This window comes from Cytobacillus firmus (genome assembly GCF_023612095.1).
Taxonomy (GTDB): Bacteria; Bacillota; Bacilli; order Bacillales; family Cytobacillaceae; genus Cytobacillus.
In genome coordinates, this window is sequence record NZ_CP086235.1 from 1,009,705 (window position 1) to 1,027,680 (window position 17,976).

The 17,976-nt window shown below is 41.5% G+C and carries 16 protein-coding genes and 2 pseudogenes; 16 read left to right on the forward strand and 2 right to left on the reverse strand.

All coding sequences use genetic code 11. The annotated features are described in order from the left end of the window. Positions 1-59: 59 nt before the first annotated feature. The 6 genes and pseudogenes from LLY41_RS05105 to rarD all read left to right on the forward strand — a co-directional run bounded on the left by LLY41_RS05105 (position 60) and on the right by rarD (position 7,225). Positions 60-1,205 (forward strand): cysteine desulfurase family protein, encoded by a 1,146-nt coding sequence (locus LLY41_RS05105; protein ID WP_304587090.1) that lies wholly within the window; start codon positions 60-62, stop codon positions 1,203-1,205. Continuing rightward, on the forward strand, positions 1,205-2,410 hold the full coding sequence (gene thiI, locus LLY41_RS05110; RefSeq protein ID WP_179289037.1) for a tRNA uracil 4-sulfurtransferase ThiI: 1,206 nt from the start codon (positions 1,205-1,207) through the stop codon (positions 2,408-2,410). Before LLY41_RS05105 ends, thiI begins: the two co-directional genes overlap by 1 nt. 101 nt (positions 2,411-2,511) lie before the next feature. After that, a complete protein-coding gene (locus LLY41_RS05115; protein WP_035330326.1) occupies positions 2,512-2,715 on the forward strand; it encodes an alpha/beta-type small acid-soluble spore protein in 204 nt (67 codons plus the stop codon). A gap of 171 nt (positions 2,716-2,886) precedes the next feature. Then, a pseudogene (gene mbcS, locus LLY41_RS05120) lies at positions 2,887-4,475 on the forward strand (acyl-CoA synthetase MbcS). Between the two features lie 91 nt (positions 4,476-4,566). After that, positions 4,567-6,161: pseudogene (locus LLY41_RS05125) on the forward strand (amidohydrolase). Between the two features lie 131 nt (positions 6,162-6,292). After that, on the forward strand, positions 6,293-7,225 hold the full coding sequence (gene rarD / locus LLY41_RS05130; protein WP_304587091.1) for an EamA family transporter RarD: 933 nt from the start codon (positions 6,293-6,295) through the stop codon (positions 7,223-7,225). A gap of 37 nt (positions 7,226-7,262) precedes the next feature. On the opposite strand, the gene LLY41_RS05135 is transcribed toward rarD, so the two are convergent. Continuing rightward, complete coding sequence (locus LLY41_RS05135; protein ID WP_304587092.1) at positions 7,263-8,063, reverse strand: NAD kinase; 801 nt, start codon at positions 8,061-8,063, stop codon at positions 7,263-7,265. Between the two features lie 214 nt (positions 8,064-8,277). Here LLY41_RS05135 and sppA point away from each other — a divergent pair, with 214 nt between their 5' ends. The 9 genes from sppA to LLY41_RS05180 all read left to right on the forward strand — a co-directional run bounded on the left by sppA (position 8,278) and on the right by LLY41_RS05180 (position 15,897). Next, the gene (gene sppA / locus LLY41_RS05140; RefSeq protein ID WP_095244869.1) at positions 8,278-9,288 is read left to right on the forward strand and encodes a signal peptide peptidase SppA; all 1,011 of its coding nucleotides are present in this window, start codon (positions 8,278-8,280) and stop codon (positions 9,286-9,288) included. A gap of 15 nt (positions 9,289-9,303) precedes the next feature. Beyond that, on the forward strand, positions 9,304-9,888 hold the full coding sequence (locus LLY41_RS05145) for an RDD family protein (RefSeq protein ID WP_304587093.1): 585 nt from the start codon (positions 9,304-9,306) through the stop codon (positions 9,886-9,888). A gap of 87 nt (positions 9,889-9,975) precedes the next feature. Then, a complete protein-coding gene (locus tag LLY41_RS05150; RefSeq protein ID WP_095244871.1) occupies positions 9,976-10,671 on the forward strand; it encodes a DUF2953 domain-containing protein in 696 nt (231 codons plus the stop codon). A gap of 17 nt (positions 10,672-10,688) precedes the next feature. Next, positions 10,689-11,153 carry a GerW family sporulation protein gene (gene ytfJ / locus LLY41_RS05155; RefSeq protein WP_095244872.1) on the forward strand — a complete coding sequence of 155 codons (465 nt, stop codon included), beginning with the start codon at positions 10,689-10,691 and terminating at the stop codon, positions 11,151-11,153. 130 nt (positions 11,154-11,283) lie between these two features. After that, on the forward strand, positions 11,284-11,784 hold the full coding sequence (tpx, locus tag LLY41_RS05160; RefSeq protein WP_095244873.1) for a thiol peroxidase: 501 nt from the start codon (positions 11,284-11,286) through the stop codon (positions 11,782-11,784). A gap of 126 nt (positions 11,785-11,910) precedes the next feature. Beyond that, entirely contained in the window at positions 11,911-12,894 is a 984-nt protein-coding gene (locus LLY41_RS05165) for a class I SAM-dependent methyltransferase (protein WP_095244874.1), read from the forward strand. 289 nt (positions 12,895-13,183) lie between these two features. After that, complete coding sequence (locus LLY41_RS05170) at positions 13,184-14,371, forward strand: acetate kinase (protein ID WP_095244875.1); 1,188 nt, start codon at positions 13,184-13,186, stop codon at positions 14,369-14,371. A gap of 132 nt (positions 14,372-14,503) precedes the next feature. Then, complete coding sequence (locus LLY41_RS05175) at positions 14,504-15,343, forward strand: EcsC family protein (protein WP_304587094.1); 840 nt, start codon at positions 14,504-14,506, stop codon at positions 15,341-15,343. A 41-nt stretch (positions 15,344-15,384) separates the two neighbouring features. Next, positions 15,385-15,897 carry a MogA/MoaB family molybdenum cofactor biosynthesis protein gene (locus LLY41_RS05180; protein WP_304587095.1) on the forward strand — a complete coding sequence of 171 codons (513 nt, stop codon included), beginning with the start codon at positions 15,385-15,387 and terminating at the stop codon, positions 15,895-15,897. 36 nt (positions 15,898-15,933) lie between these two features. On the opposite strand, the gene LLY41_RS05185 is transcribed toward LLY41_RS05180, so the two are convergent. Continuing rightward, positions 15,934-16,248, reverse strand: coding sequence for a hypothetical protein (locus LLY41_RS05185; RefSeq protein ID WP_095244878.1), 315 nt, complete (start codon positions 16,246-16,248; stop codon positions 15,934-15,936). Between the two features lie 241 nt (positions 16,249-16,489). Between LLY41_RS05185 and pbp4b the strand changes: the two genes are divergently transcribed. Beyond that, positions 16,490-17,878, forward strand: a complete 1,389-nt coding sequence (gene pbp4b / locus LLY41_RS05190; RefSeq protein WP_304587096.1) for a penicillin binding protein PBP4B — start codon at positions 16,490-16,492, stop codon at positions 17,876-17,878. The last annotated feature ends 98 nt before the right edge of the window (positions 17,879-17,976 follow it).

The following is a 17,976-nucleotide window of genomic DNA, read 5'->3' on the forward strand; positions in this document are numbered from 1 at the left end:
TTGGTTATGATAAGATTTAAAGTTGGCTAAAGGGTTATCGGAACGGAAAGGAGAAGACCGTGATTTATTTAGATAACAGTGCAACAACTAAACCATATAAAGAAGCGCTTGATTCTTTTATGAAGGTTTCTTCAGAATACTTTGGGAATCCCTCTTCCCTACACGAATTTGGAGGTAAGGCAGAAAGGCTCCTCATGCAGGCGCGTGAGCAAATTTCCCAATTGCTGAATGTTAAGAGCAATGAAGTGTTTTTCACATCCGGAGGGACAGAGAGCAATAATCTTGCTATAAAAGGAACTGCATTAATGCATAGAAAAAGAGGGACCCATATTATCACCACCGGGCTGGAGCATGCTTCTGTAAGGGAAACTGCTGATCAGCTGAAGGAATTGGGCTATCGAATAACCGTAATTGAACCGGATAGTATGGGTATTGTCCATGCTGAAGACATTGAAAAGGAAATTACACCTGAAACTGTTTTAGTCTCTGTTATGCACGTAAATAATGAAATTGGTTCCATTCAGCCAATTAATGAAATAGGAGAGATGCTGAAAAAGCATGCGCGGGTCATATTTCATGTAGACAATGTTCAGGGAATCGGCAAGGTGCCCCTAGACCTTTATCAGGCCCAGGTGGATCTGTGTACGATTTCGGCTCATAAATTTCACGGTTTGAAGGGGAATGGGGTTTTGTTCATTCGTGATGGACTTCGTCTTTCGCCGTTGCTCTCCGGGGGCAATCAGGAATGGAAAATGAGAAGCGGCACGGAAAACATAGCTGGCATTGTAGCAATGGCAAAGGCACTAAGGCTTACGATGAATAATAAGGATAAGCACTTAAGCCGGCTTAAATCCATCAAAACCTATCTTATGGAGGAGGCGGGAAGAATTGAGGGGATTACAGTTCATACCCCTGAAAATAATTCTGCTCCCCACATCGTCAATTTCTCCATAAAAGGATTCAAAGCGGAGGTATTTGTCCACGCTTTAGAAGAGCGCGGAATTTTTATTTCCACTACAAGTGCCTGCTCTTCGAAGAAATCTGCTGCCAGCAGTACCCTGATGGCTATGGGAATCCCTGAAAAGGATGCAAAAAGTGCAGTCCGGGTCAGTTTGTCTTATGATAATACGAAGGAAGAGGCAGAAATTTTTATACAGGCGGTTAAAGAGACCGTTAATAGGCTAAGAAAGGTTATGAAATCATGATAAATTATGACCGTATACTTATACGATATGGAGAAATCTCCACAAAAGGCAGAAACCGCAATATGTTTGTCGATAAACTAAGAAGAAGCATTTACAATGTGCTGAATGAATTTTCCGGCATCAAGATAGAATCAACAAGAGACCGAATGTACGTTGTTTTGAATGGTGCAGATGGCAGAGATGTTACTGATCGCCTTAAAGGGATTTTTGGCATTCAGTCCTTCAGTCCTGCTGTGAAAGTCAATAAAGATATCGAAGAAATGAAAGCTGCAGCATTGGCGTTATTTTTAAAACATTTTGAAGAAGGAAAGACTTTCAAGATTACGGCTAAGAGAGCCGATAAAAGCTTCCCTTTAAATACTGACGATCTTAATCATGAATTTGGCGGACACCTGTTGAAAAATGTGCCGAATCTACAAGTGAATGTAAAAAAACCGGATATCAATCTGCAGATTGAAGTTCGCGAAGAAGCGGCTTACTTATCATGCGAAACCATTGAGGGAGCCGGCGGACTTCCTGCAGGCTCGAGCGGTAAAGCCATGCTTATGCTTTCCGGAGGAATTGACAGCCCGGTAGCAGGTTACTTATCCATGAAGAGAGGATTGGAAATTGAAGCTGTCCATTTTCACAGCCCGCCTTTCACGAGTGAGCGTGCAAAGCAAAAAGTAATTGATTTAACAGAAAAACTTGCGAATATTGCTGGATCCGTTGTTCTCCATATTGTCCCATTTACAGAAATCCAGCAGCTGATCCATCAGCAGGTTCCGGCTAATTATACGATGACAACAACAAGACGATTAATGCTCCGGATCACTGATGAAATCCGTGATAAAAACGATGGCCTGGCCATTATCACCGGGGAAAGCCTTGGACAGGTAGCAAGCCAGACGCTTGAAAGCATGTTTGCCATTAACGATGTCACGACAACACCTATTCTGCGGCCGCTGATCACAATGGATAAAACGGATATCATCGACATTGCCCAAACCATCGATACGCACGATATATCGATCAGGCCTTTTGAAGATTGCTGTACCGTTTTCGTTCCATCATCACCCAAAACAAAACCAAAACGAGACAAAGTCCGCCGCTTTGAAAGCTTTGTTGATTTCGAACCTCTAATCGCAAAAGCAGTCGAAGGCACCGAAAAGCTGGTTATCAAACCCAAATCGCGCAATGAAGACTCTTTTGGGGAATTATTTTGAGATAAATACAGGCTGAAAAATAATACAACAATTACCAATTAATTTGTGTATATGGCCATGTGATTCTACACATTCTATACTCACAAGGAGGTGAAAATCACATGGCAAACAACAACAGCTCAAACCAGCTTCTAGTTCCTGGAGTACAACAAGCTCTTGACCAAATGAAGTACGAAATCGCTACTGAATTCGGTGTAAACCTTGGTGCTGAAACTACTTCTCGCGCTAACGGTTCTGTAGGTGGAGAAATCACTAAGCGTTTAGTTCAAATGGCTGAACAGCAATTAGGCGGTTTCCAAAGATAATTAAATAATATGGCTACAAGGAGCAGGAATCATTCCTGCTCCTTATTTATGTGCAAAAAACTTTTTAAATAATAAATAATTTTAAATTTTATAATAATTTAGTATAATAATTCTATAGAACAAGCATCCAAGTTCTTGCAGCAGCAAATGAAATGGTCAGGGGGAGATTTGATGAAACGCGAAGACTTAATCGCACCGGAAAAGTACAACCTCGTATCAGAAATGGAGCGGTTTGCCGGGGATAAGGACAAACTTGCAATTAAGTGGGAAAACGAGCATGGAGAAAAAAAGAGATTACATACAGTGACCTGATTCACAATGCGAACAGAATTGGAAACGTTTTCTTAGAAAATGGTTTGAATAAAGGGGATGTTATTCTTATCATTGTTCCAAGACTGATAGAAGCGTATCAGGTTTACATTGCATCACTAAAAGCGGGAATTGTTGTTATACCAAGTTCTGAAATGCTTCGTTCGAAAGATCTGCAATACCGCATTAATCATGGTGATGTTAAAGCGATCGTAAGTTATTATCCTTATGTTGACCAATTTAAAGGTATTAAGGAAGCAGAAGCCCTGCCGAAATTTGTGATAGGCGGGAACGCAGATGGATGGATTGGTCTGGACGAGGAAATGAAAGAGGCTTCACCGGAACTATCATTGGCTGATACCTCCAGGGATGACATGGCATTCCTTTCCTATACATCAGGAACAACAGGAAATCCTAAAGGCGTCGTACATACACATGGCTGGGCATTTGCTCACCTAAAAACAGCAGCACCTAACTGGTTATGCATTAACGAAGGTGATACAGTATGGGCAACGGCAGGTCCCGGCTGGCAAAAGTGGATTTGGAGCCCGTTCCTTTCCGTTCTGGGTTCTGGTGCCACGGGAGTTGTCTACAATGGAAAGTTTGAACCGAAAAAATATTTGCAGCTATTAGAGGATAATCAGGTTAATGTCCTTTGCTGCACGCCGACTGAATACAGGCTGATGGCAAAGGCTGACAATATTCATGAATACAAGCTTCCGGCCCTTCATAGTGCTGTTTCGGCGGGTGAACCGCTAAACCGGGAAGTGATTGATACATTTAAAAAGCATTTTAACGTAAATGTCCGTGATGGGTATGGACAGACTGAAAATACCCTGCTTGTCGGCATTACAAAGGATATGGAGCTAAAAGCAGGCTCAATGGGAAAACCGACTCCAGGCAACAGAGTCGAAATAGTAAATGAACACGGTGAAGTATGTGCTGTAGGTGAGACAGGAGATATTGCTGTCCATGTAGAAACTCCTGCACTCTTTAAAAATTATTATAAAGACCCGGAAAGAACTGCTATGCAATTCCGGGGTGATTACTATATTACCGGAGATAAGGCAAAGAAGGATGAAGATGGCTATTTCTGGTTTGAAGGCCGCGGTGATGATATTATTATCAGCTCTGGCTATACGATTGGACCATTCGAGGTGGAAGACGCACTCGTAAAGCACCCATATGTAGCCGAATGTGCAGTTGTAGGAAGTCCTGATGAAGTGCGCGGATCGATCGTTAAAGCATTTGTTGTTTTAAGGGAGGGTGTCGATCAGAATAACCCTAACCTTGTTTCAGAGCTCCAGGAGCATGTAAAAGACCTGACAGCTCCTTATAAATATCCTCGGAAAATTGAATTTTTATCTGAGCTGCCAAAAACGACGTCAGGAAAAATAATGCGTGTGGAATTGCGGAAAAAAGAAGCGGAAACTGCTTCAGCTCAAAACTGAATGCTTTGAAAAATACAGGCGGATTTCCGCCTGTATTTTTGTTATACTATGGTAAATGTGAACTTTTACTTATTAAAGGAGAAAAGATTATATGGGAACGCTATGGCACGGGGGGCCGATATATACCCTTCAGCAGGAAGGCCATCAGATAGAGGCCGTTTTTACAGTAGGCAGCCAAATTATTGAAATTGGCGCCTTGGGAGATTTAAGGGATAAGTATAAAGAAGAGATTCAAAAGGAGATTGATCTGGAGGGGAGCACCATGCTTCCGGGATTTGTGGATAGCCATATGCACCTCATCGGGCATGGCGAAAGGCTGATAAGACTCGATTTGTCTGAGCACACGTCAAAGCAGGAAGTTCTTCTTGCTGTTAAGCAATTTTCAGAGACAATAGATGAGGGAGAATGGGTCATTGGGGAAGGCTGGAATGAGAATTTATGGGACCAGCCGGAGCCAATATATGCTTCTGAGCTGGACCAATATGTCCCCAATCACCCTGTCATCCTGAAACGTGTGTGCAGACATGCTCTTGCAGTCAATTCTCTTGGATTATCTAAAGCAAATATTACTGAAGATACTGAATGTCCTCCAGGAGGAGTAATTGAGAAAGATGAACTTGGAAAACTAAATGGACTTTTGAAGGATCAGGCCCAAGAGCTATTGTACAAGGTGATGCCTGCTGTCTCAGAAGGCTATTTAAGGAAGGCGCTTCACGCTGCCATTAATGACGCCTATAAGCTTGGATTGACAGGAGGGCATACGGAGGACCTTAATTATTATGGAGGGTTCACCCAGACCTATCAGGCCTTCAGGCAGGTAATTGAGGAGGAGGGTCTTTCTTTCCGGGCACATCTGCTGGTTCATCATGAAGTTGCTGATGAAATGAAGGAATCAGGCGGAGGATTTTTAGCGGGAAGTAAACATATAGAGTTTGGTGCTATGAAGATATTTGCCGATGGAGCTTTGGGGGGAGGACGGCTTTGTTAAGCCATCCTTATGCAGATGATCCATCCACTTCAGGAGTTGCTATTTTCTCACAGAAGCAGCTTGATGCCTTAGTGGAGAAAGCCCGCAATCATGAAATGCCGGTTGCCATCCATACGATTGGAGATTTGGCATTTGAAATGGCATTAAATTCCATTGAAAAACATCCGTTAGAAGGTCTGGGGCGAGACAGACTGATTCATGCTCAAATATTGCGCAAGGAGCTTATTGAAAGGGCTAAAAAGCTGCCTTTAATTCTTGATATCCAGCCGAGATTTACTGCCTCCGACTTTCCTTGGGTGATCGACCGTATTGGTGAAGAAAATATGGAGTATTGCTACGCATGGAAAACACTGCTGAAAGAAGGAGTAAATTGTGCAGGAGGATCTGACGCACCGATTGAGCCGGCCAATCCCTTCCTTGGTATTCATGCAGCTGTTACAAGAACAAACATAGATGACCCGCATAACACAGTCTATTATCCAAGTGAGGCATTATCTGTGTATGAAGCAGTATGCTTATTCACTAAAGGCAGTGCATATGCTGCTTCCCATGAAAATGACAGAGGTGTCATAAAAGAAGGGTATCTGGCGGATTTCACTATTTTAAATGAAGATATTTTTAAAATGCCAATAGGGCAAATTGCGTCTGTTACCGTAAACAAAACCGTTATTGATGGAAAAATAGTATACGAGAGATAAACGAAAATGTCAGGTGCCTATCGCATGGGTGCCTGGCATTCACTTTTTGGCAGGAAAAAATGATTGCAAACATTTTTCTGGCAGACTTATAATATAAATATTTCGATACTAGAAAGAACTGGGGAAATGAAATGAAAAATAATGAAGTACAATTGGGAGCTTTATATGCAGGGTTTGCTTACTTTTTATGGGGCATTTTGCCCGTATATTGGAAGTTAGTGGACCACGTGCAGGCAGATGAAATTTTGGCTAACAGGATTTTTTGGTCATTCTTCTTTATGCTGATTATTTTGCTGGTCTCAAAAAAGTGGAATGCCTTTGCTGCAACACTTAAAGGGTTTAAAACTAATAAGAAGCAGCTTTTCGCCCTTGTGATTGCCTCCATTCTGATCAGCACAAACTGGTTTTTATATATTTGGGCGGTCAATACCGATCAGATGATTGAGGCCAGTCTCGGCTATTATATTAATCCGCTCGTAAGTGTAATTCTGGGCATGCTGGTTTTTAAAGAGAAGCTGTCACCAGCGCAGTATGTATCTTTTGGGATTGCGTTTGCGGGAGTGATGATTTTGACTTTCAGCTATGGGCGGTTCCCCTGGATAGCCATTGTTCTCGCTTTATCCTTTGGCCTTTACGGGCTGGCCAAAAAGCTTATAAAAGTGGATTCGGCTGTTGGCTTAACGCTGGAAACATTAGTAGTGACTCCGATCGCATTTATTTATATGGTTATGCTTTTTATGAATGATAAGCAGGCTTTTCTGCATGTTTCGCTAAGCACCGATTTGCTTCTTATCGGGGCAGGTGCAGCCACAGCGGTGCCGCTATTGTACTTTGCCAAAGGAGCTCAGAAGATACCGATGTCTATGCTTGGCTTCCTTCAGTATATTGCACCGACAATTACCCTGATTCTGGGGATTTTCGTTTATCATGAGCAGTTTACAAAACTTCACATGCTTTCCTTTATGTTTATCTGGCTGGCTTTAACGATTTACTCTGTTTCGAAGACAAAGCTTTTTGCCCATCGGGAAACAAAATTAAAGCGCGGAAAAGGTGTTGGGATATAGAAAAAAGAGTTTCGCACAGACATGCGAAACTCTTTTTTTATAAAAATGTCCTCTTTACTTTTTCCCAGAAGGAATTGTCCTTCAGTTTTACGGTTTTGATGATTTTGCTGCTCAGTTTTATATCAATTTTTTCGACATGCTGAATGCTTAGGGCTTCATTGTCCATTCCCATTGTAGGATGGTCATTGCCATCTTGAACCACTTTGAGGGTCAGCTGCCGGTCTCCGCTCAGAATAAAGGAGGATCCAAGTGTACGATAGCGGTTGTTATTCAGTGAAGCTAGTTCGCTCACCTGCATGCATGGCAGCAGCGGGTCAACAACTGCTCCGTTTACTGACTTATTATAAGCTGTGCTTCCTGTTGGAGTGGCAACAATCATTCCGTCCCCGCGGAACGTTTCAAAATGTAAATCATCGATAAAGACATCGATTACAAATGTTTTAATTATGGCAGAGCGGATGCTGAATTCATTTAAGCACTGAAAGGATGTCTGGTCATCAACTGTAACATCAATAGTTGGATAGCGCCTTACCTCTACTTGTTCGTTTGTCATTGCCTCCACCATCTTGTCTGTATCATCAAGATGGAAATCACAGTACAGGCTAAGGCTTCCGGTCGTCGAAATTCCGGCATACAGACAGTCATCTCTATAGCCGGTTTTCCGGACAGCCTGCAAAAACGTACCGTCTCCCCCTATGCTTACAATGATATTGGCTTTTTTGAAGTCATTGACAATCGTAAAGGCATGCTCCTCAGCCAGGCTGTAAAGAGGAGCTACTTTTCCCATCGTTTCTTCATCTTTTTTGTGATAGAAGTATATATTGCGTCTTTCAGGCATATTCATTCCTCCAAGCAGTAAGAAAGTCTTTCCCAAATAATTCAAATTTTGCTATGATTATGGTTGTTGAATTCAGTTTACCTTTTTTTGAAACATTTTTAAAGTTTTATACGTATGAAGAATATGTGACAAACAGGTTTTCTGGGAATCATAATCAGTCTAACAAGGCGGCTGATTATGTTAGAAGAGGGCATTTTAAAAGGAGGATTTCTTAATGAATGGAAAACGTTGGGCTGCACTGGGAATAGCAGCAGGATTGTTTGTATTTTCCGTTGTGCTGAATTTTGTGACTGCATTTGCATTTACAGATATTGAAAGCTCGGTAAATGAACTATTTGCAGGAGGCAATGAAGCATTTTTGGAAGAAGTCATTGAAGAGGGCAATGCACAGAAAAAGATTGCTGTGCTGGACGTGAATGGAGTGATCCAGGATACGGGTGATGCAGCTTCTTTGTTTGCAAGTCCGGGTTATAATCACAAAGCATTCATGGATAATCTTGATTATGTAAAAGAAGACAGTACAGTAAAGGCGATTGTCATAAAGGTTAATTCCCCAGGCGGAGGGGTAGTGGAAAGCGCCGAAATACATGATAAGATTACTGAAATCCAAAAAGAAACAAAGAAGCCGGTATACATATCGATGGGATCAATGGCTGCCTCAGGGGGCTATTATATATCCGCTCCTGCTGACAAGATTTTTGCCAGTCCCGAAACATTGACCGGTTCGCTGGGTGTTATTATGCAGGGCTATAATTATGCGGGGCTTGCTGAAAAATATGGTGTGGAGTTTGTTACGATTAAGAGCGGTCCATATAAAGATATCATGAGCCCTACCAGGGAGATGACGGATGAGGAAAGAAAGATCCTTCAATCCATGATTAATAATTCCTATCAGGGATTTGTTAAAGTTATTTCGGAAGGCCGGGGATTAACCGAGGCACAAGTGAAGGAAATTGCGGACGGCCGCATTTATGACGGGCGTCAGGCGAAGGAACTGAATCTGATTGACGGTTTTGGCTATGACGATGATGTCATTGAACAGTTGAAGAAAGACCATAAATTAAATGGTGCCCAGGTTGTAAAATATACTGAGAATTTCGGGTTCGGCTCCATGTTCAGCATGGGAGCGCGAAAAATCATGGGTGATGACCTGGAAATGGCAGGCGTGATGAAGTTGTTATCACAGCCAAACTCACCGCGTTTAATGTATCTTTATGCTGAATAGGGAGGGGGAGAAAAGATGACTTCAAATGATCCTAATGAAAGAGAGCTTCCTCGTCCTGATTTAAGTAAGGATGAAGGCGAGATTGAGTCACCCATTGATGAAGCAGCTCCGTCTGGTAAGGAAACGGTCACACAAGCAGAAACCCTCCCCATTCAAAAAGCTTTATCACCACTCAGATTTGCTGGTTTTTGGATGAGATTTTGGGCTTATCTTTTAGATTTGGTTGTGGTTGGCAGTGTAGACCGGATATTGATCAATCCAATTTTTAGAGCATTGGATATTCCTTTGCATGAAAGCAGTTTGTTTGCTCCGATTTCCATAGCAACTGCCATTACGTTTTACGCCTATTTTGTGCTGATGACAAAGTTTTTTGGCCAGACGCTCGGGAAAATGGTATTTAGTTTAAAAGTAGTAGATCTTAAAGGGGAAAAGCTGACATGGGGCACAATTCTGTTCCGTGAATGGATCGGCCGTTTTATATCAGTGAGCATTTTTATCGGCTATGTCATTGTAGCCTTCCTGCCTAAGAAACAGGGGCTGCATGATCTTTTTGCAGATACCTCTGTTGTTCACGAAGGGCAAAATGAACAAGTCATTTAATGGAGAAATAGAAGCCTGTCACCGTCTGGTGGCAGGTTTATTTTTGTTGAGTTGGGCATAATACAAAGCTGAAAGGGTGTGAAAAAAGTGAAGTGGCTCCTGATTGCCGTAATTGCCCTCATACTTCTTTTAATTCTAGTTATGATAACAAAACTAAAGATATATTTTCATTTTTACCATGGAAACGATAATGATCATTTGAAAATCCAATTGAAAGCCTGGTTCGGGCTGATCAGGTACAAAATAGAAGTTCCTCTAATAAAAGTAGACGATAATTCGCCAACTATCGTTGTTAAGGAAAAGACGGCGGCAGGACCACAGGAAAATGCTCCTGAAAAAGATACAAAGCAATACTCCGCAGGTGATCTTATTAATAGCTTGCATGATACAAAAGCAATGATAAATCATATCGTGTCTCTCCACAAAATAATACGTAAGTTTCTCAAGCGTGTGACAATCCGGAATCTTGAATGGCATACTTTTGCTGGCCTTGGGGATGCGGCCCATACGGGGATGATCACCGGGGCTCTCTGGGCGATAAAAGGGAGCATTATTGGATTAATAAGTCATTATATGAAACTGAAAACGCATCCCAGCATCAGCGTCACTCCCCATTTCCAATTTTCCGTCTCACAAACAGCCATTTCATGTATGATTCATTTTCGTCTCGGGCATGCTATGTTAGCAGGAATTAAACTGATCAAATATTGGAAGGGCGGACGGCCGGATTTCAGGACAAAGCCGCTTTCTGCCTTATCTGATGATGGTACTAAAACTGTCTAAAAGAGGAGGAGCAATGAATGTCTGACCATCCTATTCAAGGGCTTATGACAACTGCCATGGAAAACCTGAAAGAAATGATTGATGTTAACACAATAATAGGGGATCCAGTAGAAACCCCTGATGGCAGTGTAATTTTAACTGTTTCAAAGGTTGGCTTTGGCTTTGCAGCAGGAGGAAGCGAATTTATGCTTGATGGACAATCAGGCGAGGAAAAGGGCCACCCGTTTGGCGGGGGGAGCGGAGGCGGTGTCTCCATCACTCCAATCGCCTTTTTGATTGTCAATTCTCACGGGGTAAAAATGGTCCATCTTGATGAAAGCACTCATTTGTATGAGAAAATTCTTGACCTTGCCCCGCAGGCAGTCGATAAAATTCAGCAGATGTTTAATAAGAAAGACGGTGGCTCCGGCAGCCAGCAAGGCCAGAACCAGCAGGAAAACAGTGATGAGTACAACGGACATAAGCAGGATCTGGATATCTAAGAGGAGAAGGAAGTTAACTGTCCTATGGAGAGTTAACTTTTTTCTTGGAATGCATCCTTAATAATTGCAAAAAAGATTCTGAAAAGATATGATTTACACTGTACATAAGTGATTAAGGAGGACGATTTAAATGGCATCTATTACGTTCAAAGGAAATCCTGTAACATTACTGGGCAATGAAGTTAAAGCAGGGGATAAAGCTCCTGAATTCAAGGTGCTGGCAAATGACCTTTCTGAAGTTACACTTGCTGATTCAAAAGGGCAAGTACGTCTTATAAGTGTAGTGCCTTCTATCGACACGGGCGTCTGTGATGCACAGACACGCCGTTTTAATGAAGAAGCTTCCAAGCTTGATAATGTAAAAATTCTTACTGTAAGCGTAGATCTTCCGTTTGCTCAAAAGCGCTGGTGTGCAGCAGCAGGCATTGAAAATGTTCAAACTGTTTCTGATCACCGCGACCTGTCTTTCGGAGAAGCTTATGGGGTAGGCATCCAGGAACTTCGCCTATTGGCCCGTGCCGTTTTTGTTGTCGATTCGAATGACACTGTAACATATGCGGAATATGTCAGTGAAGCAACAGATCATCCAAACTATGAAGCAGCAGTGGAAGCAGCTAAACAAGCGAAATAATATAGAAAATTGGAAGCTCCGGATTCGTTCCGGAGCTTTAATTTTTTTATTCCTCAGCACGAAACTTGTGAATGAACCAAAAGCCCGTTAAAATAGGAAAAAGAATAAGGACGGGAGGAATATGCTGTGAAAATAACTCCGGTTGAGGATTTATTTACGATTTTAAACGAAACGGCTGTAATTATGCAGGAAGAACTGCATTGTACATACTTAGAAGCTCTTGCTGAAACAGGAGAGAATTTATTTCATGAAAGTATTCTTCAGGATGAGCTCAGTGAATTAACAGTTAAAAGGCTCAGGAAGAGTTATGAATCCATTGACTTAAGCAGCTGCACAAAAGAAGAAATCAGAAAGTCCTTTCAGCTTGCAATATTAAAAGGCATGAAGGAAAATGTGCAGCCCAATCATCAGATGACTCCTGATGCAGTAGGAATGCTGATGGGGTATCTTGTGGAAAAGTTCATTAAGGATAAAAGCTGCCGCCTGCTTGATCCTGCTGTAGGAACAGGAAATTTATTGACCACTGTTATGAATCACCAAAGCGGTAAAGTAATTGAGGCAACTGGGATTGAGATTGATGACTTATTGATCAAGCTTGCTTATATAAATGCCAATTTACAGGAGCACGCCATTCAATTCTTCAACCAGGATAGTCTCGAACCGCTGTTTATCGAATCCGCTGATGCCGTAGTAAGTGATCTGCCTGTCGGGTATTATCCGAATGATATCCGTTCGGCCGAGTATAAGCTAAAAGCGGATGAGGGGCATTCCTATTCTCATCACTTATTTATTGAGCAGAGCATGAACCATGTGAGATCTGGAGGCTATTTATTTTTTATCATTCCAAATGGAATGTTCGAAAGTGATCAGGCTCCTAAGCTTCATGAGTTCATCAAGGAAAATGCCTACATTCAAGGATTGATACAGCTGCCGCTCACTATGTTCAAAAATGAAAAAGCGGCAAAAAGCATATTCATCCTTCAGAAGAAAGGGGAAGGAGTCACTCCCCCTAAGCAGGCGCTCCTGGTCAACTTGCCAAGCTTGTCCAAAACAGCAGAAGCAGAAAAAATCCTCAAGAAAATTGATGTCTGGTTTAAAGAAAGTAAATAAGGATAAACGAAAAAGAAGCTGTGTATTTGCCGGCTTCTTTTTAAATGAATAAATATAAGGAAGTATCAGAAAATATTTAATTTAACATGAAAACGATATCATTGCAAGGTGATTCTTGAAATGTTTTGCATACAGTGTTTAAATGGAAAATTGAGAGATATTAATTGTGGCCGATGCACAAAATAAAGTTGTATGACTTTATATCGCCGTATCACACATTGTTATATAAAAGTATTGGTTTAAAGTGACAGATCAGTCCCTTTGAACATTCTAAAGGAGCGGTAGCTTTATGGCAAAAATCATTGCAATTAACGCCGGCAGTTCATCATTAAAGTTTCAATTATTTGACATGCCGAGTGAAGAAGTTATTACAAAAGGCTTAATCGAGCGTATTGGGCTGGATAACGCAGTCTTCAATATTTCGGTAAATGGCGAAAAAATCAAGGAAGTAACAGATATTCCAGATCATGCAATAGCAGTTAAAATCCTTCTGGATAAATTAACAACTCTGGGGATCATTAAATCTCTTGATGAAATCGAAGGCATTGGACATCGTGTTGTTCACGGCGGTGAAGCTTTCAATGATTCAGTTGTTATTACGGACGAAGTGCTTGCAAAAATTGATGAACTATCTGAGCTTGCACCTCTTCACAACCCGGCTAATATTACAGGAATCAAGGCGTTCCAGCAGGTTCTTCCAAATGTCCCTGCAGTGGCAGTATTCGATACTGCGTTCCATCAGACGATGCCTGAAAGCTCTTTCCTATATAGTTTGCCATATGAGTATTATGAGAAATATGGCATTCGCAAGTATGGCTTCCATGGAACTTCCCATAAGTATGTTTCTGAGCGTGCAGCAGAAATGCTTGGACGTCCGCTTGATCAGCTTCGCCTCATCTCCTGTCACTTAGGAAATGGAGCAAGCATTACAGCTATTGAAGGTGGAAAGTCAATCGATACTTCAATGGGATTCACTCCATTAGCGGGTGTTACAATGGGTACGCGATCAGGAAATCTGGACCCTGCTCTTATTCCATTCATTATGGAAAAGACAGGCTTGAACGCAGATGAAGTTCTTGATGTCCTTAATAAAAAGAGCGGTATGCTAGGTGTTTCCGGCTTCTCGAGCGATCTTCGCGACATTGAAATTCAAGCTGTTGAAGGAAATGAAAGAGCAGAATTGGCTCTTGAAGTATTTGCAAATAGAATCCATAAATATATCGGATCCTATGCATCCCGCATGTATGGCGTAGATGCTATCATTTTTACAGCCGGAATCGGTGAAAACAGTGATGTCATCCGTGAACGTGTTCTTCAGGGACTGGAATTCATGGGCGTATACTGGGATCCTGCATTAAACAAAGTGCGCGGTGAAGAAGCATTCATCAACTACCCTCATTCACCAGTTAAAGTCATGATTATCCCGACAAATGAGGAAGTTATGATCGCGCGTGATGTTGTGAGATTGGCAAAATAGTATTGATAACAAGGCAAGGGCTTAGCGCTCTTGTCTTTTTTTATTTGATTATTGCCCATCAGCCGGAAGGAGAATTTCCCATCCAACTTATGCTATACTGAGTCCAAGAAAAATGTTTTGGGAGGAATTGCGATGCCATTGAACGAACGGGAAGGAAGTGTTTTGGCCGGAATTCAGGAGTGGGAGAACAAGCTGCTGAATTATGAGCCCAATGACTTGGAGATGGTTTATGATAAATCATTGGAAAGGTCTTTTTCACTATTGCCTGAAGAAGTTCAGCAGCAATTTTTTTCAGCAATGGATAGCTGGCTGTTTCATCTGCATGCGCTTATTCAGGGTTCACAGCTTCAAATGGATGCGAAAGAGCGTATATTGACGGCAGGCCGTGTTTTTCATTCTGATATAGAGACGATTGAAGATCTGAAGCAATTGAATATCGACCAGCTTCAATACATAGCTCAACAGCAGATTGCCCGTCATCGTCTTTATTCGTTTGCACAGGGCGGTATTGCGGGTTCGGGCAGCTCACTCATGCTGGGTGCTGATATTCCCGCTATGGCGGTTATTAATCTGCGTGCCGTACAGCTGATTGCCATGACCTATGGCTTTGAAGTCAATACTCCATTCGAAATGATGAGTTCTCTTAAGGTTTTTCACGCTGCCACATTGCCGCCCAGGATGCAGAGCAGTGCATGGGAAGAATTAATGAACGAGCTGAAGAACCAGGAGGAATTTTATTTTTATGAAGGAAAAGAAGAGTTGACTGATATCAGCTGGATTGAGCAGCCAATGAAGCAGCTTCTTAAAGGAATGGCTATTTACTTTTTCCGGAGAAAATCAATTCAGGGAATTCCCTTTATCAGCATGGCCATTGGAGCAGGGACCAACTACCAGCTGACAAGAAAAGTAACAGAATTTGCCCATAAATATTATCAGATGAGATATCTGCAAAGAAAGAATGATCAGCAGTAAACTCAGGTTAACTATGATTTTCAAGCAAAGGTGGTGCCAATATGAGTACATTTGAGCATAAAAAGGAAGCGCCTAAAAAAGTCAGATGTAAAGTGATTACCGTAAGTGATACGAGAGATGAAGAAACGGATAAAAGCGGAAAGCTGATGATTCAGCTGCTCGAAGAGGCGGGACATATTATTGCCGACTATGAAATCGTCAAGGATGAAGGAACTCTAATTCGTGAGGCCGTATTAAAAGGCTGCGAAAATCCTGGCATTGACGCTATTCTAACAAATGGGGGCACAGGTATTGCTCTCCGGGACGTAACGATCGAGACGGTTAGAGAATTATTTGATAAAGAAATCGACGGATTCGGTGAATTGTTCAGGATGCTGAGCTACACTGAAGATATCGGGTCTGCGGCCATTCTTTCACGGGCTGCTGCAGGCACCGTACGAAATAAAGCAGTTTTCTCAACACCGGGATCATCCGGGGCAGTCCGCCTTGCGATGAATAAACTGGTTTTGCCTGAACTCGGGCATATCATCAGGGAACTAAGAAAAGATTTATAAAGGGCCAAAAACCTTTCCGCTGCGGAAAGGTTTTTCTTATGAATGCATCTTTCCTGTAATATCCTGATTCGTTCGATACCATAGCCACAAATCATTAATGACGGATGCGAGCTCTGAAATTTCACTGTTGAGTCTGCATGATCTTTCGAAATTGCCTTCATCCGAAAGCTCAGCCTGTTTCCTGTTAATATCCGCTTCAAGCTCTGCAATGCGGTCAGGAATCCTGCCTCTTATTTTTTCCCATTGAAACAGGATCATCTGCTGTGTTTTTGGTGAATATTCATCCCAATCCCGATCAAAGGCGGGTATAGGAATGCCAAGACGGCCATTATGCGAAAAATGCTCCTCCATTATGAATCCCCCATACAATAATCTTGTTTTTATTTTACTATAAAGATGTTTTCGGTGCATGGATGTTTTAGTATTCAATCGTTTTCTGCAGATAATACTATGGAACTAATATGAAAATAAATGAACGTGGTTCACAAGAACTGATTTAATAGAAAGGCTAAGGTATTGGTTTACAGCTTAAATGGATATCAAATAACATATTGACTATTAAGAATATTAAAATAAATAAGAGGAGGAGAATATGAAAAGATTTTTAGCGCAATTAACAGTTTTATGCCTAATGCTGGGTTTGGTTTTGCCTTACCCCGCTGCAGCCCTGGGAGAAGAATTGGACAGAACAGGAAGCAGACCAGTAGAGCAAGTATCTAAACATAAAAAAGCTTTAGAATATCCAACCTTGTCAAAAGCAAAGCGCCCCGAGGATGCAGGCTTTTCTTCCAAAAAGCTCAAAGAGGTTGATAAGCTTATCGAGGAGGAAATCGAAAATGGTTTTCCAGGAGCTGCTTTAGTCGTTATTAAAGATGGCAAGATTGTTAAAAACTCTGCATATGGTTCAGCCAAAGTCTTTGATGAATCTGATCCTTTAAATCAGCCGCAGAAAATGAAAACAAAAACCATGTTTGATTTAGCATCAAATACGAAAATGTATGCCGTTAATTTTTCACTGCAGCATCTTGTGAGTGAAGGAAAGATCAATCTTGAAGAAAAAATTCAGCATTATTTTCCTGAATTTAAAGATTCAGCGGACGATGAGATAAAAGGGAAAGGTGAACTCCGGATCATCGACTTGCTTCATCATACAGCCGGGTTTCCTTCAAGCGTCCATTATCATAATCCTGAAAGGGCGGGAGAGTTGTATTCACAGGAACGCAATAAAACACTTTCCATGATTTTAAAAACTCCCCTTCAGTATGAACCTGGCACCAAACAGGTTTACAGTGATATTGACTATATGCTGCTTGGATTTATTATTGAAAAAATTACTGGAGAGAGGCTGGACCGTTATACTGAGAATCATATCTATAAACCTTTAGGGTTAAAGCATACTTTATTTAATCCTCTCCGCAAGGGATTCAAAGAAAAGGATTTCGCTGCAACTGAACTGCACGGCAACACCAGGGATGGCGTCATTTCATTTCCTAATATACGCACCTATACTCTCCAGGGAGAGGTTCACGATGAGAAGTCCTTTTATTCAATGGATGGAATATCCGGGCATGCAGGTCTCTTTTCCACGACTTCAGATCTTGCTGTACTGATGCAGGTGATGCTTAATGATGGGGGCTATGGAAATATAAAGTTATTTGATAAACAAACAATTGATAAATTTGTAAAACCTTATGATATGAATCCTACATATGGGTTAGGGTGGCGTTTGAACGGAGATTCAAGTATGGAGTGGATGTTCAGCGAGCATGCCGGGAAAGAAGTATTTGGGCATACCGGCTGGACAGGAACAGTAACGGTGATAGACAGAGAAAATAATTTAGCAATCGCTCTCCTGACAAATAAAAAACATTCTCCTGTCATCGATCCATTAAAAGATCCGCACAAGTTTCAAGGTGACACATACAGTATTAGTCAATATGGAAGTGTAATTACAGCGGTTTATGAAGCATTAAAACATTAACCTATACTGCAGGCAAAAGCTGAATACAGGGCTTTTGCCTTTTTTTATTGGAATAACTGTATTTATTTTTATACATTTTTAAGAATAAGTATTGATTT